The sequence below is a fragment of the Arthrobacter sp. D5-1 genome (genome assembly GCF_017357425.1).
Classification (GTDB): domain Bacteria; phylum Actinomycetota; class Actinomycetes; order Actinomycetales; family Micrococcaceae; genus Arthrobacter.
On record NZ_CP014572.1, the window covers coordinates 53855 to 77798 of the forward strand.

Annotated in this window: 19 protein-coding genes; 8 read left to right on the forward strand and 11 right to left on the reverse strand. The window is 61.9% G+C overall.

Translation table 11 applies throughout. The annotated features are described in order from the left end of the window. Positions 1-36: 36 nt before the first annotated feature. From aceA to AYX22_RS24215, 4 genes are all read left to right on the forward strand, one after another. The gene (gene aceA / locus AYX22_RS22270; RefSeq protein WP_207597749.1) at positions 37-1353 is read left to right on the forward strand and encodes an isocitrate lyase; all 1317 of its coding nucleotides are present in this window, start codon (positions 37-39) and stop codon (positions 1351-1353) included. Between the two features lie 94 nt (positions 1354-1447). Next, positions 1448-3100: a malate synthase A gene (aceB, locus tag AYX22_RS22275; protein ID WP_207597750.1), complete on the forward strand. Its 1653-nt coding sequence runs from the start codon at positions 1448-1450 to the stop codon at positions 3098-3100. A gap of 479 nt (positions 3101-3579) precedes the next feature. Beyond that, positions 3580-4893, forward strand: a complete 1314-nt coding sequence (locus tag AYX22_RS22280; RefSeq protein ID WP_207597751.1) for a GNAT family N-acetyltransferase — start codon at positions 3580-3582, stop codon at positions 4891-4893. 578 nt (positions 4894-5471) lie between these two features. Beyond that, the gene (locus AYX22_RS24215) at positions 5472-5651 is read left to right on the forward strand and encodes a P1 family peptidase (protein WP_242703282.1); all 180 of its coding nucleotides are present in this window, start codon (positions 5472-5474) and stop codon (positions 5649-5651) included. A gap of 83 nt (positions 5652-5734) precedes the next feature. Here AYX22_RS24215 and AYX22_RS22290 read toward each other — a convergent pair whose 3' ends face one another. After that, on the reverse strand, positions 5735-6643 hold the full coding sequence (locus AYX22_RS22290) for a LysR family transcriptional regulator (RefSeq protein ID WP_207597753.1): 909 nt from the start codon (positions 6641-6643) through the stop codon (positions 5735-5737). Between the two features lie 146 nt (positions 6644-6789). Between AYX22_RS22290 and AYX22_RS22295 the strand changes: the two genes are divergently transcribed. The 3 genes from AYX22_RS22295 to AYX22_RS22305 all read left to right on the forward strand — a co-directional run bounded on the left by AYX22_RS22295 (position 6790) and on the right by AYX22_RS22305 (position 11742). Then, positions 6790-8109, forward strand: a complete 1320-nt coding sequence (locus AYX22_RS22295) for an MFS transporter (protein WP_207597754.1) — start codon at positions 6790-6792, stop codon at positions 8107-8109. Positions 8110-8269: 160 nt separating this feature from the next. After that, positions 8270-10669 (forward strand): penicillin acylase family protein, encoded by a 2400-nt coding sequence (locus AYX22_RS22300; RefSeq protein ID WP_207597755.1) that lies wholly within the window; start codon positions 8270-8272, stop codon positions 10667-10669. Then, positions 10666-11742 (forward strand): tartrate dehydrogenase, encoded by a 1077-nt coding sequence (locus tag AYX22_RS22305; RefSeq protein ID WP_207597756.1) that lies wholly within the window; start codon positions 10666-10668, stop codon positions 11740-11742. The genes AYX22_RS22300 and AYX22_RS22305 overlap by 4 nt, the downstream gene beginning before the upstream one ends. A 321-nt stretch (positions 11743-12063) precedes the next feature. On the opposite strand, the gene AYX22_RS22310 is transcribed toward AYX22_RS22305, so the two are convergent. The 9 genes from AYX22_RS22310 to AYX22_RS22350 form a co-directional block, all read right to left on the reverse strand. Continuing rightward, positions 12064-12264, reverse strand: a complete 201-nt coding sequence (locus tag AYX22_RS22310; protein ID WP_207597757.1) for a hypothetical protein — start codon at positions 12262-12264, stop codon at positions 12064-12066. A gap of 132 nt (positions 12265-12396) precedes the next feature. Beyond that, the gene (locus tag AYX22_RS22315) at positions 12397-12999 is read right to left on the reverse strand and encodes an adenylate kinase (RefSeq protein ID WP_207597807.1); all 603 of its coding nucleotides are present in this window, start codon (positions 12997-12999) and stop codon (positions 12397-12399) included. A gap of 156 nt (positions 13000-13155) precedes the next feature. Continuing rightward, a complete protein-coding gene (acs, locus tag AYX22_RS22320; protein ID WP_242703283.1) occupies positions 13156-15195 on the reverse strand; it encodes an acetate--CoA ligase in 2040 nt (679 codons plus the stop codon). Between the two features lie 49 nt (positions 15196-15244). Beyond that, positions 15245-15907 carry a DUF5134 domain-containing protein gene (locus AYX22_RS22325; protein WP_207597758.1) on the reverse strand — a complete coding sequence of 221 codons (663 nt, stop codon included), beginning with the start codon at positions 15905-15907 and terminating at the stop codon, positions 15245-15247. A 112-nt stretch (positions 15908-16019) separates the two neighbouring features. Further along, positions 16020-17474, reverse strand: coding sequence for an ethanolamine permease (eat, locus tag AYX22_RS22330; RefSeq protein WP_207597808.1), 1455 nt, complete (start codon positions 17472-17474; stop codon positions 16020-16022). Positions 17475-17545: 71 nt separating this feature from the next. Further along, complete coding sequence (locus AYX22_RS22335; protein ID WP_207597759.1) at positions 17546-17701, reverse strand: hypothetical protein; 156 nt, start codon at positions 17699-17701, stop codon at positions 17546-17548. Between the two features lie 97 nt (positions 17702-17798). After that, positions 17799-19733, reverse strand: a complete 1935-nt coding sequence (locus AYX22_RS22340) for a primary-amine oxidase (protein WP_207597760.1) — start codon at positions 19731-19733, stop codon at positions 17799-17801. 85 nt (positions 19734-19818) lie between these two features. Further along, positions 19819-20244 (reverse strand): DUF779 domain-containing protein, encoded by a 426-nt coding sequence (locus tag AYX22_RS22345; protein ID WP_207597761.1) that lies wholly within the window; start codon positions 20242-20244, stop codon positions 19819-19821. 246 nt (positions 20245-20490) lie between these two features. Further along, positions 20491-22014 (reverse strand): aldehyde dehydrogenase family protein, encoded by a 1524-nt coding sequence (locus AYX22_RS22350; RefSeq protein WP_207597762.1) that lies wholly within the window; start codon positions 22012-22014, stop codon positions 20491-20493. A gap of 225 nt (positions 22015-22239) precedes the next feature. Between AYX22_RS22350 and AYX22_RS22355 the strand changes: the two genes are divergently transcribed. Further along, entirely contained in the window at positions 22240-22464 is a 225-nt protein-coding gene (locus tag AYX22_RS22355; RefSeq protein WP_242703667.1) for a hypothetical protein, read from the forward strand. Here the strand turns inward: AYX22_RS22355 and AYX22_RS22360 are convergent. Beyond that, a complete protein-coding gene (locus tag AYX22_RS22360; protein WP_011777000.1) occupies positions 22451-23923 on the reverse strand; it encodes an amidohydrolase in 1473 nt (490 codons plus the stop codon). The two genes, AYX22_RS22355 and AYX22_RS22360, sit on opposite strands and share 14 nt — an antisense overlap. Positions 23924-23944 lie beyond the last annotated feature (21 nt).

Sequence of the window (23944 nt, forward strand, 5' to 3'; positions counted from 1 at the left end):
CCTACCGAATCCGGAGCTCAATCAAGGAGATCAACGATGACTGCAGCATTTGAGCCAAACAAGCAGACCGCAGAGCAGCAGGCTGCCGCACTGGAGCTCGAGTGGGCTGCGAACCCCCGCTGGGAAGGTGTGACCCGTGACTACTCAGCCTCCGACGTCGTCCGTCTCCGCGGCCGCGTCTCCGAAGAGCACACCCTGGCCCGCCGCGGTTCGGAGAAGCTGTGGAAGCAGCTGACCGAGGAGCACAAGACCGGCGGCTACACCAACGCCCTGGGTGCCCTCACCGGCAACCAGGCAGTGCAGCAGGTCAAGGCCGGCCTCCGCGCCATCTACCTTTCCGGTTGGCAGGTGGCCGCCGATGCCAACAATTCCGGCCACACCTACCCGGACCAGTCCCTCTACCCGGCCAACTCCGTCCCCACAGTGGTCCGCCGTATCAACAACGCCCTGCTCCGGGCGGACCAGATCGAATTCTCCGAGGGCATCCAGACCGTTGAGGACTGGCTGGTCCCGATTGTTGCCGACGCCGAAGCCGGTTTCGGCGGCCCGCTGAACGCCTACGAGCTGATGAAATCCATGATCCAGGCCGGCGCCTCCGGCGTGCACTGGGAAGACCAGCTCGCCTCCGAGAAGAAGTGCGGCCACCTGGGCGGAAAGGTCCTGATCCCCACCCAGCAGCACGTGCGGACCCTGAACGCCGCCCGGCTCGCGGCCGACGTCGCCGGTACCCCGTCGGTGGTCATCGCCCGCACGGACGCCGAGGCAGCCACCCTGATCACCTCCGACGTCGACGAGCGCGACCAGGAATTCATCACCGGCGAGCGTACGGCCGAGGGCTTCTACAAGGTCCGCAACGGCATCGAACCCTGCATCGCCCGGGCCAAGGCCTACGCCCCTTACTCGGACCTGATCTGGATGGAAACGGGCACCCCGGACCTGGAGCTGGCCCGCAGGTTCGCCGAAGCGGTCAAGGCAGAGTTTCCGGACCAGATGCTTTCCTACAACTGCTCGCCGTCGTTCAACTGGCGCAAGCACCTGGACGACGTCACTATCGCCAAGTTCCAGCGTGAACTCGGCGCCATGGGCTTCACATTCCAGTTCATCACCCTCGCCGGGTTCCACGCCCTGAACTACTCGATGTTCGATCTCGCGCACGGCTACGCCCGTGAAGGCATGAGCGCCTACGTCGAACTGCAGGAAAAGGAATTCGCCTCCGAATCCCGCGGCTACACCGCAACCAAGCACCAGCGCGAAGTCGGCACCGGCTACTTCGATGACATCGCCACCGCGCTCAACCCGAACGCATCCACCCTCGCCCTGGTCGGATCGACCGAAGAGGGCCAGTTCCACTAACTTCTTCCCCCACGTAAGTAGCAGTAAGTGTCGTTTTGAAGGCTCAAAACGGCACTTACTGCTACCCAGTTGGGCCCTGCTCCAGGAGACAGAAATGAACAGCTTCACTGACAGCTTCACCATCAATGGCATCACCATGACTGCGCAGCCTATTTGCCGGCAGGGTGAGGTGCTCACCCCGGATGCCTTGGCCTTCATTGCCAAGCTGCACCGGGCTACTGCTGAGCGGCGGCAGGAGCTGCTGCAGGCACGGCGGACCCGGCGGGCTGAGATCGCCTCCGGTCAGGATCCCCGCTTCCTCCGCGAGACCGAGCACATCCGCAACGATCCTTCCTGGCGGGTCGCTCCCCCGGCCCCGGGCCTGGAGGACCGCCGCGTGGAAATCACCGGACCGGTGGACCAGAAGATGACCATCAACGCCCTGAACTCCGGTGCCAAGGTGTGGCTCGCGGACATGGAGGACTCCTCCACCCCCACGTGGCGGAACGTCATCAAGGGCCAGCTGAACCTCACCGACGCACTGGAACGGCGCATCGACTTCACCTCCCCCGAGGGCAAGGAGTACAAGCTCCGTCCGGCCGGTGACCTGCCCACCATCGTGGTCCGCCCCCGCGGCTGGCACCTGCCCGAGAAGCACATGCTGATCGACGGCGAACCCATTGCCGGCGGCATCGTGGACTTCGGCCTGTTCTTCTTCCACAACGCACGCCGCCTCCTGGCCCAGGGCAAAGGCCCGTACTTCTACCTGCCGAAGATCGAGAACCACCTCGAAGCCCGGCTCTGGAACGACATCTTCATCCTCGCCCAGGACCTGCTCGGCATCCCGCAAGGCACCATCCGCGCCACTGTACTGATCGAAACCATCACCGCAGCCTTCGAAATGGAGGAGATCCTCTACGAACTGCGGGACCATGCAGCGGGCCTGAATGCCGGCCGCTGGGACTACATCTTCTCCCTGATCAAGAACTTCCGCACCCGTGGCCCCCGCTTCGTCCTGCCGGACCGCAGCCAGGTGACCATGACCCAGCCCTTCATGCGCGCCTACACCGAACAGCTGGTCCGGGCCTGCCACAAGCGCGGCGCCATGGCCATCGGCGGCATGGCAGCAGCTGTTCCCAACCGCAAGGATGAGGCCGCCAACGCCAACGCACTGGAAAAGGTCCGTGCGGACAAGACCCGCGAAGCCAATGACGGCTTCGACGGCTCCTGGGTGGCCCACCCGGACCTGGTGCCGGTCTGCCGCGAGGTGTTCGACTCCATCCTCGGTGACAAGCCCAACCAGCTGCACCGCACCCGGGAGGACGTGGTCCCGGATGACCGCGCCCTGATCAACGTGGCCGCCACCACCGGAACCATCACCGAACAGGGCATCCGGAACAACATCGAAGTGGGCATCCGCTACATCGAGTCCTGGCTGCGCGGAAACGGCGCCGTAGCCATCCACAACCTCATGGAAGACGCCGCCACCGCCGAAATCTCCCGCTCCCAGCTGTGGCAGTGGATCTACGCCCGTGCCATCACCGACCACGGCGAAGTCATCACCCACGAGTGGATCGAGGAGCTCCTGGATCAGGAATTCGCCAGGCTCGAACGCTTCGACGGCGACCGCTTCGAGGACGCCCGCGACATCTTCGAAGAAGTCACCCTCGCCCGCGACTTCCCGTCCTTCCTCACCCTCCCCGCCTACGCCCGCTACCTCACCGAAGCCAAGGTAAGGGCAACCGCCGAGGAACTTGCCGCCCTATAACCGAGCTGCAAACCCACAGACTTCCGTCCGCCGGGCCGGCACCCCTCCGCAACAGGCACCTCCGAAATCCGGAGGGCCGGCCCGGCGACGGAACCAGCTGCAGTCCAGGAACAAGAATCGGTTGGCTTTCACCATATACATCTGCGAAAAGCCCTCCTCCCTTCAACACTAAAAGAAGTGGTACATAACATGACTGCGGAATATATCGAGAGCATGAGCTTGAAAGTTTGGGATGGTGAAGGCTTGGATGACGCACTTGAGAGTGCTGTCCGGGAATTAGTTGTCCGCAACGCTGTTCAGCGTAGTCGTGTCACAATTACGCGCAGCGGCCCCCATATTTATACGGTTACGCTAAACCGCGATGGTTCTCGGACGTCTCCACCGCAAGAGGTTCCCTGCTGAGCACATGAATTGTTGACGTTGGCTTCCCCGGCCCCCGCCGGGCAGAACCTCAAATGCTGGCAGTAAGGAATAATGACATGACCAACTGGCGGATCAGGGACTTTCACTCCTCGGACCTGGACGGGATCCTGCACCTCTGGGAGACCCTGAAGGCAAGCAACGTGGAACCCGTCTACGCCCTTTCCGAGGTCCTCGCATCCTGCGAGAAGGACCATGCCGTCGTCGCTGTGCAGGGCGACCAGGTGGTGGGTGCCGCCGTCGGACGCGCCGCCCACGACCAGGGCTGGATCGTTTTCCTGGCCACCCTGCCTGAGTACCGCGGCCGGGGGATCGGCACCTCGCTGCTGGCCGCCGTCGAAAACCGGATGGCGCCGCACGGGCTCAACAAGCTCTCTGCACTCATGCCCGAATCGGAAACCCGGGTGGAGGCGTTCCTGGGCCGCGGCTTCGCGCTGAAGAAGAACCTGCGCTACTTCGAGCGGACCATCCCCGTCCAGCGGCAGGAACTCGGCGCGCTGGGCCAGCTCGGCGGCCGCGTCCTGGCCCGCGACCTCTGGGAAAACGTGGCCGGCATGCGTAAGGAGAAGGAACTCCTGGAACGCCGCCTGGTACTCCCCCTAGCCGAGGCCGACCTCGCCGACGAATTCGGCGTCGTCCCGCCCCGCGCCGTGGTCCTCTTCGGTCCACCCGGGACCGGAAAAACCACCTTCGCCAAGGCCATCGCCTCCCGCCTGGAGTGGCCCTTTGTGGAGGTGTTCCCCTCCCGCCTCGCCGCGGACCCGCAGGGCCTGGCCGGCGCGCTCCGCGAGACGTTCCTGGAAATCGCCGAACTGGAGCACGCCGTGGTGTTTATCGACGAGGTGGAGGAGATCGCCGCGCAGCGCTCCGGGGAGCCGCCGTCGCCGTTGCAGGGCGTTACCAACGAGCTGCTGAAGATCATCCCGGCGTTCCGTGAACAGCCGGGCCGGCTGCTGGTGTGCGCCACCAACTTCATCCGCGCCCTGGACACCGCCTTCCTGCGCCACGGCCGGTTCGACTACGTCATTCCCATCGGCCTCCCGGACCGGCAGGCCCGCGAAGCGATGTGGCAACGGTTCATCCCCGCTCCCGTGGTGGACGCCGTCGACGTGGAACTGCTGGTGGAGCGCACCCCGGGCTTCTCCCCCGCCGACATCGAGTACGCCGCCCGCAGCGCCTCCCAGCGTGCCCTGGAAAAGGCAGTGTACGACGACGGCGGGCTGGCTTCCGACGGCAGACTTTCCGTTCAGGCGGTGCGAAAGGGCCCCTCCACACAGGACTACCTCGACGCCATTGGTGACACCCGCACCACCGTTAGCGCGGAAGTCCACAAGGACTTCCTGGAAGACATCGACGTCCTCGGCCGCGTCTAAGCGCTGCCGCATGAAGCACGGAGCGCCTCACTGCAAATGATCTTTCTGCTGGGTAGGGCTTACTGCTCCGCCTCGGGGACGGCCTTATACGTGCGGGAGGCGGTCCGAGCCCGGTTTAGTTCTGGGTCCACTGAGCGCAAGGCGCGGCCGCTAACAGCCGGGGACCATTCCTACGGGTTATCACGCGTACGGCTGCTGTGGGAGTTTACGCAACGGTTGCCGACTTCCAGCCGTGGAGAACCGTGTTGGTCCTAACTGTGGACGGAACAGGGTTACCGGGCGCAACGTGTGCTCCGCCCCGGCGCCAGGTTGGCGGATATCCGTTATCAGCTTCTCGAATCAGACGGGGAACTGCCTCGGAATCGTTCAGTTACCTCTTCAAAATTTGGGCTGAGTTTGGACGGGCTGGGCGGTGACGTCATGCGAGTAGCAGCCAACTCAGCTGCATGGGGCCCTGCACCTGTTCGCGTCATTCAAACCCACGCCGGTCCACTGTCGGTCTACTCGATGCCAACTGGGCAAGGTCCACGGCGATCTGCTCAATGCCCAAAGGTCCGGCGCAGGAAATACTGGACAGGATGGAATTTCTGCCGTGGGGGCAGGTGGATCCGGTTTTCACTGCCACCGTCGAGGCGGTGGAGGAGGCGGTGCTCAACTCGTTGGTCAACAACCGGGACATGATCGGCCGCGAAGGCCACTTCAGTCCTGCACTGCCCCACGACGAGGTGCGCGAACTGCTCCGCTCACATGGCTTCTGACCTCTCGACTCTGTCGCGACGGTGATAGAGCCGGGCAGCGCAGCTGGACGTGGCTTCGACCGGGAATCGCATCTATTTGCATGTCAATTCTCAACCTCGGTGTTTAGGTCCGAGGGCGACGAGGTGCCCCACGGAGGCGTGCTGGAAAGCCAACGCCTGAAGCCCAGGGCTAGGGTGCGCAGCTCCGCCGCGGCATAATGTTGAGGATCCCAGGATGCGTACAATTTGGTGCGTAAAGGGCGTCCCGCGGCATATGCGGGCAAGCCCCGCAACCCGAAAGATTCCTTCTCTGTTGCCAAGGCGAAACCATGGTTGTTCGCAGCCAGCGCCTGACCCACGAAGCCCATGGCGACATTGCGGATTCTAAACGGGGGTGTGATGCCGGCGGCAGCCTCGTCGAAGACCACATGAACGCCCGTGACGGGAACGAGGATCAGGTCATCTGTCAAACGTTCGAGGTCACCGATTGTTGCGTTCCCGTAGCGGTCTTCCATAGCTTGAGGGGATCCATAAACGTTGACGGGGAGGCTGCCCACGACGACATGACGTCGATGGGGCGGGGGTAGGAGTGTGCTGATAGCCAGGTCGGCTTCCCGTTCTAATGTGGCATCGACGTCGGGCGCAGGCACCATAGTGAGATCGACGATTGGCGGGTCCACGTCCACCATGAATGGCGCCAGCAAAACGTAGGCGGTGGTAGGAGGACATGCGACACGGAATGCAGGTTTGGCGGAGAACCGGGCCCGTAGAGTCCCTTCGGCCCGTTCAAAGCGGGTTAGGACATCCCCGCCAAGTTCGTAGAGGGCCTCCCCTGCTGCTGTCATCGCCATTCCACTTGGGGTCCGGTGGAATAACTTCATGGCCAGTTCAGCTTCCATCCGGCTTATCTGCTTGGACACCGCAGGCTGGGTTACTGACATGTGCTGAGCGGCTGCACTAACCGAGCCCAGCCGGGCCACGGTGCGGAAATACTCCAAAGCTCGTCTGTCCATATTCCTAAATGTTATACACAGGGCCTGAAAAAGTCATTAGACAGCATGACCTCAAGCTGAGAAAGTCGTAGTCGGGTCAGCAGTGCCGCTGATCACATCCCAACTTTCAGTGATACCGCGCTGATCTAATCCACTAGGGATCTCCAATGACTCCACCACGCAATCGGGAGCGCACCGCCGTTATCGGTGCCCTTGTCGGAAATTCGCTTGAATGGTTCGACTTCTTTGTTTACGGAACGGCATCAGCACTTGTCTTCAGCAGGATCTTTTTCCCTGAGGTGAATCCTGCGACGGGGCTGTTGGCTTCGTTTGCAACACTCTGGGTTGGCTTCCTCACCCGCCCGCCCGGTGGGCTTGTTTTCGGTCATCTCGGTGACAAGTTCGGTCGAAAGAACGTGCTGATGGCGACCTTGGTACTGATGGGCGCCTCGACGACTCTCATCGGCGTACTTCCCACCTATCAACAGGTCGGCGTCCTGGCTCCAGTCCTACTGGTTCTGCTCCGTGCCTTCCAGGGCCTTGCAGTCGGTGGCGAATGGGCCGGTGCAGTGCTGATCGCCACAGAAAACGCCCATGAAAAGCGGAAGACGGTTGCGGGTGCATGGGTCCAGCAGGGGTCCCCGATTGGTTCGCTGTTGGCAACGGGCTCGTTCCTGCTCGTTGGGCTCCTTCCCGACGAGGACTTCTTCAGCTGGGGATGGCGCTTGCCTTTCCTTGCATCGGTCATTCTGATCGTTGTAGGCATCGTCCTGCGCATGCGGGTCGCAGAGTCCGAGGAGTTCCTGGAATCCAAGCGCGCCGGCAATCTCGCTGAAAAGGCACCGGCCCTGCTGGTCTTCACCAAGGCCCCGCTCATCCTCATCTTCGCCATGCTTGCCTCTATCATGGCCATCTCGATCTCGTACTTCACCAACACCTTCATGTTGGCGTGGGCGACCGGCCCCCTCGGCTTCGACCGCCAAGTCATCCTTAACATCCTTGTCGGCGCCTCCGTCGTGCAGTTCTTCACGCAACTGGCGGGCGGCTATTTGGCGCAACGGTTCGGGCGAACCAGGATCATCCTCACCGGATTAGGAATCGCCCTTGCCTTCACCGTGCCCTACTTCCTCGCCATCCAGATGGGTCACCTGGTCTTCATCGCGGCCATGGTTTACGTTTCGTTCGGCAGTATCTGCATGTACTTCGCCGTTTTCTCGACATTTTTGGCGTACGCATTCCCCGCCAATATCAGATATTCGGGCATGTCCATTTCTTACCAAATGTGCTCAGCTCTCATCGGCGGCTCCACCGCATTCGTTGCCCAGTGGATCCTCACGACGAGCGGCAACAACCCCTGGGCTGTGGCTGTCTACTATGCAGCACTGACTATCGCAACCATCATCGGTGTCATAGGACTCCACATCGTTAGCAGCCGACGCCCGATCGAGACCCCCGATGGGGAACTGAATGCCGCACCCGTAGCTTGATCCTCCTCCGGACAATCCACCACATTCTGCTCACTTTCCTCAAGAGCAGGGCAGGGCGCCCGGCTAAACCGGACTGTTCCTCGGCAGGTGCAAGCCCCTCCCCCTTGGAACAGTCGTTCTTCTTGCTAAACCGAATACCACCGCCTGAAAGGCATAGAGCATGACCTCTCCGCAACACGCTGACCTCGCACTCGATTACAGGGATGAGGCGCCGGCGGCTATTGCCGGCCCCGCTGCAGTCGAGTACCAAGTGCCGGGCCTCGACGCAGATGTCGAGGTGCTGATCGACCATTGGGGCATCCCTCATATCTACGCCGACACTCGACTCGACGCTTACGTGGCCCAAGGCTTTCAAGTGGCTCGCGACCGGCTGTTCCAGATCGACCTCTGGCGCCGCCGCGGTCTTGGGCTGCTGGCCGAGGCGTTCGGCCCGCGCTATGTCGAGCAGGACCGGGCGACCCGGCTCTTCCTCTACAGGGGTGACATGCGCGCAGAGTGGCTGGCCTACAACACCGAGACCAAAGACATCATCACTGCCTTCACTGCCGGCATCAACGCCTTCGTGGAGTGGGTACTGAAAGAACCAGACCTCCGTTTGCCTCCAGAGTTCGGCCAGCTAGGCTACCTTCCCGCTCTCTGGCAGCCTGAAGACGTAGTGCGCATCAGGACCCATGGGCTCGTCTACAACGTGGAGCAAGAGCTGACGCGCGCCCTGACGCTGCGGGACTTGGGGCAAGCCGCCGAGGAACTCAGAGCTGTGCGCGAACCATCCAACAGCCACGAAACGCCCCCAACAGACCTCTTCGACTTCCTGACAGAGGAGGTCCTGGACGTCTACCGTCTGGCCTTCGCTCCAGTCGATTTCGGCGCGGGCACCGCATCAGAAATTACAAGCCCCTCAGGATCCAACAACTGGGTCATAGCCCCCTCCCTGTCAGCGTCCGGGCGACCTGTCATGGCAAACGACCCGCACCGGGCCATGACCCTGCCCTCCCTCAGGTACATCGCCCACCTCGAGGCGCCGGGCATGAGCATCATCGGTGCAGGGGAACCCAACCTGCCCGGAATCTACATCGGGCACAACGGTCACGTAGCCTTCGGCCTCACGATCTGGCCAGTGGACCAAGAGGACCTGTACATCTACGAACTGCACCCGGAAAATGATCAGCTGTACCGTTACAAGGCCGGCTGGGAGCAGTTCGAGGTGATCCAGGAACCGGCCCCGGTTGCCGGAACGGATGATGCGGTCCACACCCTGGCATACACCCGGCACGGACCCGTCGTGCACATCGACACCACCAACCGCCGTGCGGTCGCCGTCAGGGCAGCCTGGCTGCAACCGGGCATGGCCCCATACTTGGGGAGCCTCGAGTATCAGTCCGCCAAGGACGCGACCGAACACGGCCGCGCCCTCCGGCGCTGGGGCGTCCCCGGCACCAACCAGATTTTCGCTACAAAAGACGGCGACATCGGCTGGCAGGCCAGCGCCATGATACCGCGCCGACCAAACTGGGACGGATCACTCCCCGTTCCAGGCGATGGCCGCTACGAATGGGACGGCTTCGCTTCCGTCGAGGAACTTCCCTCGGTGCTAAACCCCGACAGCGGCTGGTTCTGCAGCGCCAACGAGAACAACATCCCCGACGGCTACGACAGCACCGCGCTTCCAACAACCACGGACTGGTACTCCAACGCCCGCTACGACCGGCTCGCGGCATGGTTCAAAAGCGGAGCGCCACTCGACGTCGCCTCCAGCCTCCAGATGCAAAACAATGCTGACAACACACACGGGCGCCTCCTGCTCGACCGGTTCTCAACCATCCCATCACCAACCAACGCCGCGGAGTGGACGGAACTTCAGGCCTGGGACGGGACCGAGACCGTCGACTCCCGCGCTGCGCTGCTATTCCAGGTATGGCAGCGAAGGCACCTCCGGCCGTGGCTGGTCGATCATTGCCTTGACCGGCTGGGAATCACAGCGTCAGCTGCGGAGAAAGCCAGGCACAGGCTGTTGCGCACAGACACTCTCTTTTCAGACCTCCGCCCCGACCTGCGCATGCTGGACATGTTCGACACCGACAAGGGCACTGACCTGGCACTGCTGCACGAAGCTGTGAACTCGACCCTGGCCACAGCAATCGCCGAGATCGAAGAGCTCCTCGGCCCTGACCGGGAACTTTGGACATGGGGGGCACTCCACCAAACGAGGCTCCGACACCCCGTTCTCTCCCGAAACCCCACGGTGCCCCGGGAATGGGGACACCTTCCAGCCGTACCACGGGCGGGCAGCGGCGACACGGTCGGGCTGACCGGCTACGATGCTGAATTCAACGCCGTCATGGGAAGCAGCTTCCGCATCGCTGTCGACGTCGGTCAATGGGACGAAAGCAGGGTCGTAAATTCTCCGGGACAATCAGGCGATCCCCGGTCTCCACACTACGCAGACCTGCTTCCGCTCTGGGCAACAGGAGACTCCTTTCCGCTGCTCTACAGCCGCGCCGCCGTCGAATCCGCAGTGTCCCAGCGCATCACGCTCCGCGCAGGAACGGCAACACAATGACCAGAATGCAACACCGTATTGCGCTGATTCCAGGAGACGGCATCGGCAAAGAAGTCACCCCGGCCGCAACCGCCATTCTCGACAAGGTGGGACAACGGCATGGAATCTCCTTCGCCTACGACGAACTGGATTGGTCCTGTGAGAGATATGTTCACACCGGTGCAATGATGCCCGAGGATGGCATCGAGCAGATCCGGTCCCACGACGCGATCCTCCTCGGAGCTGTCGGGTGGGGCAATGTACCGGACCACGTCTCACTATGGGGGCTGCTGATCCCCATCCGCCGTGCCTTCGCCCAATACGTCAATCTACGACCGATCGCTGTCATGGAAGGCGTACCAAGCCCGCTAGCTGCGGCGCACCCCGGCACCACAGAGGGCGGGGTTGATCTGGTGATCGTCCGCGAGAATGCCGAGGGCGAATACTCGCAAATCGGCGGCAGGATGAACGACGGGCTTGCCTCGGAAATGGCGGTGCAACAATCGGTCTTCACCCGTGCCGGAGTCTCCAGGATCGCCGACTACGCTTTAACTCTCGCGTCGGCCCGCCGGAACCGTGTCACCTCAGCGACAAAATCCAACGGAATTATTCACACCATGCCCTTTTGGGACGACATCGTAGCTGAACGTGCCCAAGAGCATCCCGGCGTGGAACTTCGAAGCGAACATATCGACGCCCTTGCCGCGAAGCTTGTCCTACAGCCTGCCGAGTTCGATGTAATCGTCGCATCGAACCTCTTCGGTGACATCCTCTCGGACCTCGCGGCCGCCGTAGCCGGCTCAATCGGCATTGCCCCCTCAGGGAATATCAATCCCGAGAGGGAACACCCCTCAATGTTCGAACCAGTACACGGCTCGGCCCCGGACATCGCCGGAAAGGGTGTGGCCAACCCGGTCGGTGCCATCTGGTCCGCCGCCATGATGCTTGATCACCTCGGACATCCTGAAGCTTCCGCAGAAGTCATGGACGCGGTACGCAACCAGCTCGCTGAAGGCATAGTGCTTACCCGGGACATGGGCGGTACTGCAGGAACCGCGGAATTCATACGGAGCCTTCTTGCAAAGCTGAACTGACCTTTCCTACCCACGCCCTGATTCGTCTTTCCAGACGGCCAGGTCACGACGCCCGTCTCTTGACGCAGGGCCACACAAACAGCCCACGGTGCCTGCCACAGACGCGGCGCAACGCCTCCTGAGGACGCTGCCGACAAGACCCGCGAAGCTAAAGACGCTTTCGCGGGTCTTGTCGGTGGCGGGCTGGGCGGTGTCCCGCTGCCAGGTCATTAGGTGGGTGCGGCTTGGGCGTTTCCTTGGAAAAGCCGGTAATACCGTGGCAGGCAAAGCGGGCTGCTGCCAGAGCTTGTTTGTCTCCTGGCACCGTCATTCGCAGTCGGGCTAATCAGCCGCCCAGACTTCGTAGCCTTCAGAGCGCTCAAACATGGTTCGGGGCATGATCCCTTCACCGAGAATCCACAGTATTTCCCCATCGTCGGTTACCGTATCGACGACCCCGGCCCGGAAAAGTTGACCACTCTTGTATATCTCCACGGACTCGCCCTGGACAGCGGTCCAGTCATGTTGGATGTCATGCTTCACGGTGCTCAATCTTTCTTGCTTATGTGCCCCTGCGGTACCGGGCCGCCGGTCTTCTGAACCGCCAGCGAATCCGCTGAAGACGCGGTAGCAGCACGGACAGTCCTCGGTGCTGCGACCGGGGACTGGGGACTGCTAACTCTGCCCTGCCACTTGTGTCACGAGCTGTGAAGAAGTGTCGACGGAGGAAATTTGGGCTGTTATCTGCTCAGTAACCTCATCGATTGCCACGTTTCCGTCGACTGTCAGTAGAACGCCGCGGGCACGGTACAGGTCGATGAGCTGTTCGGTTTGTTGGTGGTAGAGATCCAGCCGGTGTCGGATCACAGTCTCCGTATCGTCGCTACGGCGTGTTGTTTTTGCGCGCTCGAGCAGACGCGTCACAAGGTCTGCGTCATCGACGGTCAGCAGGAGCGCAGCGTCCAAAGTCAGGTTGTTGAATGACAGCATGTCATCGAGTTCTGCCACCTGCGTGGTGGTGCGAGGATATCCGTCGAGTAGGAATCCATCGAGGGCGTCGGGTTGTCTCAATCGCTGGCGCACCATCTGGTTGGTGAGATCATCGGGGACAAGGTCTCCCTTATCTATGTAGTTTTTGCAGTTCACTCCAAGTGGAGTCAGCTGGGCAATGTTCTGCCGGAATATGTCCCCGGTGGAGATGGCCGGAATCCCAAGCTGCTGAGAAATACGTTCAGCTTGCGTGCCTTTTCCTGAGCCGGGAGGCCCAACAATTATCATTCTCATGGTTGCGAAACCCTTCGTTAGACCGGCATGAGGTGGCTGGAGCTGTTGGACTTCCCGTGGCGTGAATGCATTTGCCCGAGCCGCCGCTAATACTTATGAGGCCCCACGTGGTGATGAATCTTCCCCGCTAATATGCGGGGACGGACACCTCTATCGCTGCGATACAAAATTGGGTTGCGATTCGTGTGCCTGGTGTCCTGCATGTTCCTCTTGCATCGCTGGTGGCGTTTGAGACCTGTGGAGGCTTGCCGCGATCTGCTGCATGATCGTGGGGTCGGAGAGGGTGGTGGCGTCGCCCGGATCGCGCCCTTCCGCGACGTCCTTGAGCAGGCGGCGCATGATCTTGCCGGAGCGCGTCTTGGGCAGTTCAGGTACCACCAGGATGGCCTTCGGCTTCGCGATGGGCCCGATTTCCTTGCCCACGTGGTTGCGGAGTTCCTGGACAATGTCGTCACCGGAATCCACTGCGTCCCCGCGGAGGATGACGAACGCGACGACGGCCTGGCCTGTGGTTTCGTCCGCGGCACCAACAACAGCCGCCTCTGCAACGGCGGGGTGGGAGACCAGGGCGGACTCGATCTCAGTGGTGGAGAGCCGGTGCCCGGAGACGTTCATGACGTCATCCACCCGGCCCAGGAGCCAGACGTCCCCGTCCTCGTCCTTCTTCGCACCGTCACCGGCGAAGTACATGGTCTCGAACCGGGACCAGTAGGTGTCCTTGAAGCGTTCCGGGTCGCCCCAGATGCCGCGGAGCATGGCCGGCCAGGGCTCGCGAATCACTAGGAAGCCGCCGTGTCCGTTGGGCACGGATTCGCCCATCTCGTCGACGACGTCCACGGCGATGCCCGGCAGCGGGACCTGGGCCGAGCCCGGCTTGGTGGCGGTAACCCCGGGGAGCGGTGCGATCATCTGCGCGCCGGTCTCGGTCTGCCACCACGTGTCCACGATGGGGGTCTTGTCCCCGCCGATGACCTTCCGGTACCACATCCAGGCCTCGGGGTTGATGGATTCGCCCACAGAGCCAAGGACCCGAAGGGAGGACAGATCGTACTTGTCCGGGATCTCCCTGCCCCACTTCATGAACGTCCGGATCGCGGTGGGAGCGGTGTACAGGATGGAGACCTTGTACTTCTCCACGATTTCCCACCAGCGGCCCTGGTGCGGGGAGTCCGGCGTGCCCTCATACATCACCTGGGTGGCGCCGTTGATGAGCGGCGCATAGGCGACGTAGGAGTGGCCGGTGACCCATCCGACGTCGGCCGTGCACCAGTAGACGTCCGTCTCAGGGTGCAGGTCGAACACTGCCCGGTGGGTGTAGGCAGTCTGGGTGAGGTACCCGCCGGTGGTGTGGAGGATGCCCTTGGGCTTGCCGGTGGTGCCGGAGGTGTAAAGGATGAACAGGGGGTGCTCGGAATCGTGGCCCACGGCGGTGTGCTCGGCCGAGGCGGCCTCGACGGTGTCTGCCCACCAGTGGTCGCGGCCTTCGTGCCAGTCCACGTCCTGTCCGTTGCGCTTGACCACCACGACGTTCTGTACGGTGTGGCCCTCCTTGGCCAAGGCGTCATCGACGGCGGGCTTCAGGGCGCTCGGCTTGCCGCGCCGGTACGTGCCGTCCGCGGTGACTACCAGCTTGGCCTCGGCGTCATCGATCCGGGAACGCAGCGCGTCGGCGGAGAAGCCGCCAAACACCACCGAGTGCACGGCTCCGATCCGGGCGCAGGCCAGCAGGGTGATGACGGCCTCGGGGATCATCGGCAGGTACACCGCAACCCTGTCGCCCTTGGCAACTCCAAGGGATTCGAAGGCGTTGGCCGCCTTCTTCACTTCCTCCGTCAGCTGGGCGTATGTATACGTGCTGGTGTCCCCGGGCTCACCCTCGAAATGGATGGCCACCCGGTCGCCCAGGCCGTTCTCCACGTGCCGGTCCAGCGCGTTGTACGCAGCGTTGACCTCACCGCCCACGAACCACTTCGCGAACGGCGGGTTGGACCAGTCCAGCGCCTCATCGAAGTCCTTGCTCCAGGTGAGCAGCTCGCGGGCCTTCTTAGCCCAGAAAGCCGGCCGGTCGGCGTCGGCCTCGGTGTAGGCTTCAGCGCCTACCACTGCGTTGGCCGCGAATTTTTCTGATGGTGGGAAGCTGAGTTCCCTCCCGGAGCTGTTGATGGGAGGTGATTCCACGTTGCTTGGCATGTCTCTCCTTGGGTGTTCAGGTGATAGGAGGTAGGGCTGAAATCAGGTCTTACAGGCTTGTGGCGGCGAACATCAGTGACATTGTCAGTGCAGCGCCTGCCTCATAGGACCGTTCAAGAATGGTCTGCCGGTGCCAAGAGACCGGGTTCAAGCCGGGTGCTTTCTTTGCCAGCATCTTGGCCACGAGGCGGACCATGGGCAGAAGCCATGCGAGGACTGCCCCAGCAAAGAGAATGGCCAGGACCTGCGTGGCTGCATGGGTCCACAGCGGGCTGACGTCGGGGATTGAGGGAACATTCGTGGTCAGCGCGTGGCCATGATGGGGAGCAGGGTGAGCAGGCATGGTTGTGCGTTCGGCCTGGCCTGCGGAATGAGGAAGTGCGAGCATAAAGACCATTGAGGCGAGCATGGCTGCGTGGTACAGACAGCTTAGGCGCCCGGGACGGCTGTGGCATACAAGAGCGAACTCGTGCCGCGAAACGGCCTGCAGGAAGAACCAAAAGGAGGCTGTGCCGAACAGCAACAGCTGAGGCAGCAGCGGCAACCGTACGTCGTGCCAGACCATTCCGAGCATCCCTAGAGCCATGAGGGTATGCAACACATAGTTCAGCCGGGTGACCCATGAGTTGCCCCGGAATGCCTTGGCAAGGCAAAAAGCTGTGCCGGCTACGAGGATTAGGCTGACCGGAATATTAAGGAAAGGCGCCAGCACGGGAGTCTCCTTCTTTGGCACGGCAAATGAGGCAAGTTGGGGTGTTTGTAGACAGAACCAAGGACAGCGAAGTGGCCGGCCGCCGGTGAAACCGGCGGCCGGCCACGTGCCCTCAGGCTCTGGAGTCGAGTTCCGCCTCGGCCTGCTCGATTGCGGCGAATTCTTCCTCCGGCGCCTGTGCAACCAGCCGGTGGCGGCTGTAGAAGGCGAAGTAGGCGATCATGACCGCGTAGGCGGCCACAGCGTAGAGAACCACTGACGGGTCGACGACGAATCCTGCGGTCAGGGCAGCAATGGCGAGGACGAGCGCGGTGCCGGACGTGAAGATTCCTCCAGGGGTACGGTACGGCCGGTCCAGCTTGGGTTCCCGGACCCGAAGGATGATGTGCGAGAGCATCATCAGGATGTAGGAAATCGTGGCTCCGAAGACGGAGATCAGGATCAGCAGGTCGCCGGATCCGGTCATGGAGAGCACGAAGCCGATGATTCCGGGGACGATCAGTGCCAGAAAGGGAACCTTCCGGCCATTCGTCAGCGACAGTACCCGCGGGAGGTAGCCTGCCCGGGATAGGGCGAACGTCTGCCGGGAGTAGGCGAAGGTGATGGCAAAGAAGCTCGATACCAGCCCGACAAGCCCGATGACGTTGACGAACCAGCTCAGGGCCGTGGCTCCAGTACCAATCAGGGGCGATTCCAGAGCGTCGATGAGCGGGTTTCCGGATTCCTGGAGGGCAGCTGAGCCGGCGCCGCCGGGTCCCAGCATCAGGAGTGCTGCAGCCAGGACGGTCAGGATTACCACTCCCCCGATGAGCCCCTTCGGAACATCGCGTACCGGGTTCCGGGCCTCCTCTGCTGCCAAAGGTACTCCCTCCACTGCAAGGAAAAACCACATCGCATAAGGCAGGGCTGCCCAGATCCCTACGATGCCGAACGGCAGGAAGGCGCTGGCACCAAAAGCATCTGTCGGCTCAATGTTGAGGAGGTTGCTTGCGTCGAAATACGGGAGCATTCCGACAGTCCATGCGACCAGGCCGATTACCGCGACTACCGCGATGCCAAACATGAGCTTCAGGACTTGCTTGACGCCGTACAGGTGGAGTCCGATAAAGGCGGCGTAGAAGACAAAGTAGACGAGCGGACCGCTGATGCCGAGCAGCGACTCCAGGTAGGCGCCGATGAACGTGACGACTGCAGCGGGGGCAAGAACAAATTCCAGCAGGATGGCCGTACCGGTGAGGAATCCTCCCCATGGACCCATGGCGCGGCGGGCAAAGCCGTAGCCGCCGCCGGCTGTCGGGATGATGGAGGACATTTCTGCCAGAGCGAAACACATGGTGGTATACATGATTGCCATCAGTGCAGTGGCGATCACGAGGCCACCCCAGCCTGCCTGGGCCAAGCCGAAGTTCCATCCTGCGTACTGGCCGGCAATGACATAACCGACACCGAGTCCGACCAGCAGCACGGGGCCGGCGGTGCCCCGGCGCAACTGCCGGTGTTTCATATAGTCTTCGCTGACGTTCTGGTACTCAACTCCGCGCGTTGCATGTCGGGTCGCGGGCTGCATTGGGGGTGCTGCCTGGTTTTCTTTTGACATCGTTGTTCTCCTGGGTCATCGGCCCAGCATGGCTCGATGGTTCAGATCACGTCATCGTGAAGTGAGGGGGCGGAGCTTGTTGCCTGGGCCTGGGTGTGGTGCGAAAGGGTGCCAGCGGGCCGGACGTCATCGGGGGCCTGGGAGAGTGGGGACGCCCTCCCCAGTCCGGTCAGGACGGCGAGCATGGGGGTAGACACCTGGAAAGTGTGAACTGGAGGATTTGCTCTTTGGAATGAGGCCGGAAGCGCCGTCGCAGGTAGGCGTTCGGCGCTCCCGGGCCTCAATTAACGACTGTCAGTCTGTGGAGCAGCAGTGCGAGGAATTGTGTGCTGGTGCGGCGGGACGTGGCAGGTCCAGGGTCGGGTTCTGATCGAAGAAGCCGTGTGGCTGAAGGATGAACCCGACGTGCTGGCGCGGCATGACTGGCCAGTCCTCCAGTCGGACCACGTGGTGCATGCCGAACGTGTACCAGACCACCAGATCCTGGTCAGCGATATTGCGGTTGGCCGCTGTCCAGGCCGGCAGGCCATCCCCGCCCATGCTTTGGTTGGGGTATTCGCCTGCGGGGAAACGCTCTGTCCGATCGTACGCGGTGACCCAGAGGTTGTTGCGGGCGAACTGTGCACGCTGGCTCACGAAGGAGTCCTCATGGGCGGCCAGGGTGATAGCGTCCGTGGGCATGAGCCGGTACGCCACCGGTTCATCGACGAGGTTCCGGCTGTCGTGGTTGACGACCTTCCAGAAACGGTGCTTGGAACTATCGGCCTTGCGGATGGCTTCCTGTTCTGTCCCCAGAAGCCGGTCCACGGTGTAGAAGCCGCTGAGGGTGGGGTTGTCGGCGGGGATCTCGGTGTCCACTTCGTAGACGGCGTTCTGCGGGCCGTCGAGTTCAAAGTCCATGCGGACGTTGAAAATGTGCTGGTGGATCGGGGCGTAGAGGCCGTCATTGTTCAGTGTCTGGCCGTACTTGTTCTTTTGCCCTGCCTTTTGGCCGGCCGTTGAGAGAATGCCGGTGGCCTTGACCAAAAACTCGATGGTGCCATCGAGGTACAGGTGCCAGTAGAAGCCGTACTCGTAGTTGGCCACCGTGGCGATAAATGAGATGACCAGCTTGCGGGAGCGGCGGACCTCGGCGGAGTTATTCCGGAAGTCGAAGTGCTTCCACATGATGCTGTCGTCTTCTTCGTGCATGCAGACAGCGTTCTTGATGGTCATGGGGTTTCCGTGGCTGTCGGAAACAATGCCGTCGAAGTACTGGATTTCTCCCAGGCAGTCGCAGCCAAGTTTCAGCGAGTTCGCCATAACGCCGATGTTGTACTCGCCGGCGTCGAAGGCGTTCTTCTTGGACTGCACCGGCGAGGGGTCACCGTAGGGAACCACCATTTCAACGAGGGATGCCCTGTTGATGACAGAGCGGTCCCCGCCCTTGTCCCGGAACTTCATCTGGTGAAGAACGAGGCCTTCCCTTGGGGTGAAGCCCACCCGGAACGACCAGTTGGCCCACTGGACGTGGTTTCCGGTGACTTTGAATGAAGGGCCCTCCGGCTGGGAGATCTCTATGGGCTTGATGTCGGTGCGGGCTGGCCCGACGTGCTGGGGAAGATAGTTGCCGGTGGCTTTGGGGACTTCGACGAAGCCGTTGTCCTCGATCTCCACAACATCTCCTGAGTTGAGGTCGTAGATGATCACGAGGTTCTCTGCGGGGTGGGCATAGGGGTTGTCATCACGGTCGAGCCTGGTGAAGACGAGGCAGCGCATCAGCCGCCGGCCCTCGGCATCAGTGCCGAAGTACCCTGCAGACCACGGCTCAATACAGACCAGGTCAAGGTCGGTCATGCCGCGGGCGGCGAGGACCTCAACGACGCGGGGGTCCTTCTTGCAGTTGACTTCGCACTCTTCGAACTCGTCCAGCATGATCGGCGGCTGCATGCCGCGGTCGAGTTCGGTCCACTGGGCAACGATGTTTGACTCAAGGTCGACCACGGCTTCATAGGCCAGTCCGGTTGCCCGGTTGATGAGCACTGAATCTGCTTCCCGGCCGGGGATAACACCGCTTCGCAGTGTTTCTTTGGCCGGTTCGCGAAGTTCAACGCTGACGAAGCGGAATGTGTCGGCAGCAGCGGGGCCTTCCTTCAGAGTGGACACCGCTTGGGAGATTTCATCCCGGGAAAGCGGATCCAACGGATGGGCTGCCCCGACGACGGTCTGGGTTTCACTGTTCAGGGTCATGTCATTCTCCTTGCTAAATTCCGGACCGATGGTCCGCGGGGTTGGGGGCCGCACGTGTCGTGTCATCCGCTTTCTGTCAGCGGTGTCAAACGGGCCAGTCCATGAGGGTTGAGCGGATGAGGAAACGTACTCCGTCGGGTGATTCCAGGGAAAACCCGCTCCCTCTGCCCTGCACTACGTCAACTGTCAGATGCGTGTGGCTCCAGTAGGCGAACTGCTCGCGGGACATCCAAAAGTCCACTGGCTGGGATACTCTGTCACGGTCGCTTTCATCGTCGGCGCCAATGTCGAACTGTCCGAGCAGAACGTCGGCAGCTCCGGTCCGAAAGTCCCCTGCGGGGTAGCACATGGGTGCCGATCCATCGCAGCAGCCGCCGGATTGGTGGAACATCAGCGGACCATGCCTGGACCAAAGATCCCTGAGTAGGACGACGGCAGCGGGAGTCAAAGCCACTCTTGAAAAATTCTCGCCGGGCAGCGTAACTGCGGCGTCGAGTCTTGAAATGATCATGGGAGTCCTTTCGGGCTGCCATAGCGGGTCCTTCGGGGTTTGAGTTCGCCAGGAAGGGCCTGGATACTCACTTCGCCGCCCTCGGGGAAGTGAACTCCTTGGGCAGCGGATGTGTGCGTTCCCACTGCATCCGGCGATCGTGGATGAGCTTGACGTTCTTCACTTGAACTCACCTCCCTTGGGGAGGGGCTCGAGTGGGATCCGATGATTTTGTTGTCAGACCCCACTCATGTCCCTGGATGCGGCTTAGAAGAAGCCGAGTTTGTTTTCGTTGTAGCTGACCAGGAGGTTTTTGGTCTGCTGGTAGTGGTCCAGCATCATGGCGTGGTTTTCGCGTCCGATGCCGGAGGACTTGTAGCCGCCGAACGCAGCCCCGGCGGGGTAGGCGTGGTAGTTGTTGACCCAGACGCGGCCGGCCTGGATTTCGCGTCCTGCGCGGTAGGCGATGTTGCCGTTGCGGGACCAGACGCCAGCGCCCAGGCCGTAGAGGGTGTCGTTGGCGATGCCCATGGCGTCGTTGTAGTCGCTGAAGCGGGCAACGGAGACTACGGGGCCGAAGATTTCTTCCTGGAAGATCCGCATTTTGTTGTGGCCTTCGAAGACGGTGGGCTGGACGTAGTAGCCGCCAGCGAGATCACCGGGCAGTTCGGCCCGGCCGCCGCCGGTTAGGACCTTGGCGCCTTCCTGCTTTCCGATGTCGATGTAGGAGAGGATCTTTTCCAGCTGGTCGTTGGAGGCCTGGGCGCCGACCTGGGTTGCGGTGTCCAGCGGGTTGCCTTGGATGATCGCATTGGTGCGGGCCAGGGCATCGGCGATGAAGGATTCGTAGATGTCCTCCTGGACCAAGGCGCGGGACGGGCAGGTGCAGACCTCACCCTGGTTGAAGGCGAAGAGTGTGAAGCCTTCCAGTGCTTTGTCATAGAACGCGTCGTTGCTTTCGGCCACGTCGTTGAAGAAGATGTTGGGGCTCTTGCCACCGAGTTCCAGGGTTACCGGGATGAGGTTCTCGCTGGCGTACTGGCTGATCAGCCGACCCGTGGTGGTCTCGCCGGTGAAGGCAATCTTCCGGATGCGGGGGCTCGATGCCAGCGGCTTGCCGGCCTCGACGCCGAACCCGTTGACCACGTTCAGTACGCCGGCGGGCAGCAGGTCGCCGATGAGTTCCATCAGGACCAGGATGGACGTCGGCGTCTGCTCGGCAGGCTTGAGGACGACGGCGTTGCCGGCGGCGAGGGCCGGTGCGAGCTTCCAGACGGCCATCAGGATGGGGAAGTTCCAGGGGATGATCTGGCCGACGACGCCGAGGGGTTCGTGGTAGTGGTAGGCGGTGGTGTCGTCGTCGAGCTGGGAGAGCCGGCCTTCCTGGGCGCGGATGGCGGAGGCGAAGTAGCGGAAGTGGTCCGCGGCGAGCGGGAGGTCTGCGTTGAGGGTTTCGCGGACGGGCTTGCCGTTGTCCCACGTCTCGGCGACGGCGAGCATTTCCAGGTTCTCGTCGATGCGGTCCGCGATTTTGTTCAGGATGGCGGCGCGTTCAGCAACCGACGTCTTGCCCCAGGACGGTGCAACCTTGTGCGCAGCGTCAAGGGCCAGCTCGATGTCCTCGGCCGTGCCGCGGGCCACCTCGCAGAAGGCCTTGCCCGTGACCGGAGTGATGTTCTCGAAGTACTGGCCCTTCACGGGGGCCACCCACTCGCCGCCGATCCAGTTCTCGTAACGGTCCTTGAACGTGACCTTCGAGCCGTCGGTACCGGGCTGTGCATAAACAGTCATTCTTATTCTCCTGAATTTCTGGAATTCCTCATCCTCGAGGAACGTGGGCGGCTATTCGGGCAGACAAATATATTCCAAGACAATTAGGAATAGGGACAGGTACTTCCCTGACGGTCTTCCGAATAACACGTATTCGGGCGGTTCTAGCTGCACATCGTAGGAATGTGATTTACCAGTGACCTTGCCCAGAAGCTCAGCGCCGCCAATACCAGCTACCTGAAAAAATTGAGCCTTATCAGTTTCGATGCCCGGGTCGACATGTACAAAAAAGTTCTGGGGCCGTATTTCGACATTGCCGAACAGCAAAAAGGCGCGCCGGTGGACCGGGATCTGGTCGCCTATTTCATCACCCACTACTATGCATCCATGGCACTCTACGGGGGTTATGGTAGACCCGAGGCAATAAACCTTTTGCTCAAGAAACTCATCACCGGCCTCAGCATGGTGTGACACCGGTGCCCCGTCGAAGGGCTGCCACCAAAGGATCGCCGTAAATCACCCGGCGAAACACCCCGTCCGCAGCCCGGGCCAGCTCCATTTCATCAAGGCCCGGAAATTCACCGTTGCGCCACACCACCTTGCCGTTGATCACGGTCATGTCCACGGGGCCGGAAAAACCCACTTTCGCGGGCAGGCTCCGTGGATCGTGGTTGGCGCCGATGTATTCGATCCGGTTCAGATCGACGGCAAAGAAATCCGCAGCCCTGCCCACGGCGAGGGCGCCGAGATCAGGCCGGTTGAGGCAATCCGCACCACCCTGGGTGGCCATGCGCAGAAAGTCATAGGGAGCTGGCACCGGATGCTGGCGCTCACTGGCCTTCAGGCACTGGAGCAGGTAGGCAAGGCGGATGCACTCGGCGAGGTTCGAGCTGTCGTTGGAGGCGTGGCCATCCACCCCAAAGCCCACCCGCACACCTGCCGCCGCCATGGCGGGAATGTCGGTGACTTCGGCACCCACCAGAAACACCGGCGCCGGGCAATGGGCAACACCGGTGCCGGTGGCGGCAAGGCGGGCGATGTCCGCTGCGGTGAATTCCCAGCCGTGGGCGAGCCACACATCCGGCCCGACAAAGCCCCGGTTTTCGCACCAGTCGAGGCTGCGCTCGCCAAAACGGGCCACCATGGCGGGGGTTTCCCCCTCCCCCAGATGGGTGTGCAGGCTCACCCCCAGGTGGCGGGCCAGACGGGCAGACTCGACGAAGGTTTCCGGGTAGGCAATCACCGGCGAGCTGGGCGCCACCACCACCCGCTGCATGGCGAAGGGCCGCGGGTCATGAAAGCGGCTCACCAGGCGTTCGCAATCGGCAAGAAAAGTATCGGTGCTCTCCCGCATGGCATCGGGAATGGTGCTGCCCTCCGCCATCGGCAGGGTGATGCAGCCGCGCCCGGCGTGAAAACGCAGCCCCAGCAGGTTAGCGGCATCAAACTGGCGGTCCACCAGAAAGGGTCCACCCCGGCGGCTGTAGTTGTACTGGTGATCAAACGCGGTGGTGCAGCCGTGCTTGATCAGCTCCGCCATGGACACCACTGTGCTGTGGTAGATGCAGTCTTCATCCACCAGGGCAAACACCGGGTAGATCTTGCGCAGCCAGGCCAGCACATCAAGCTGGGTCCAGTCGAGGGGGGCAAGATTGCGGACAAAGGCCTGAAAAAAATGGTGATGGGTGTTGATCAGCCCCGGATAGGCGGTCAGCCCCCGGCAGTTCACCACCTCAACACCCTGTTCCTGGCCAACGCCAATTGGGGCCAGAGTTCGGGGCAGATCCGGGCCAAGGCCAATAATCTCCCCGTCTCTCACCAGAATATCGACGCCATTAAGCACCGTGCCCGCGACATCCCCGGTGACCAGCTGGTGAAACCCGGTGTAAAGAGTAACGGCAGCTTTTGCAGGTGTGGCGGTGTGGCTCATGGTATCTCCCTTTTTCTGGTA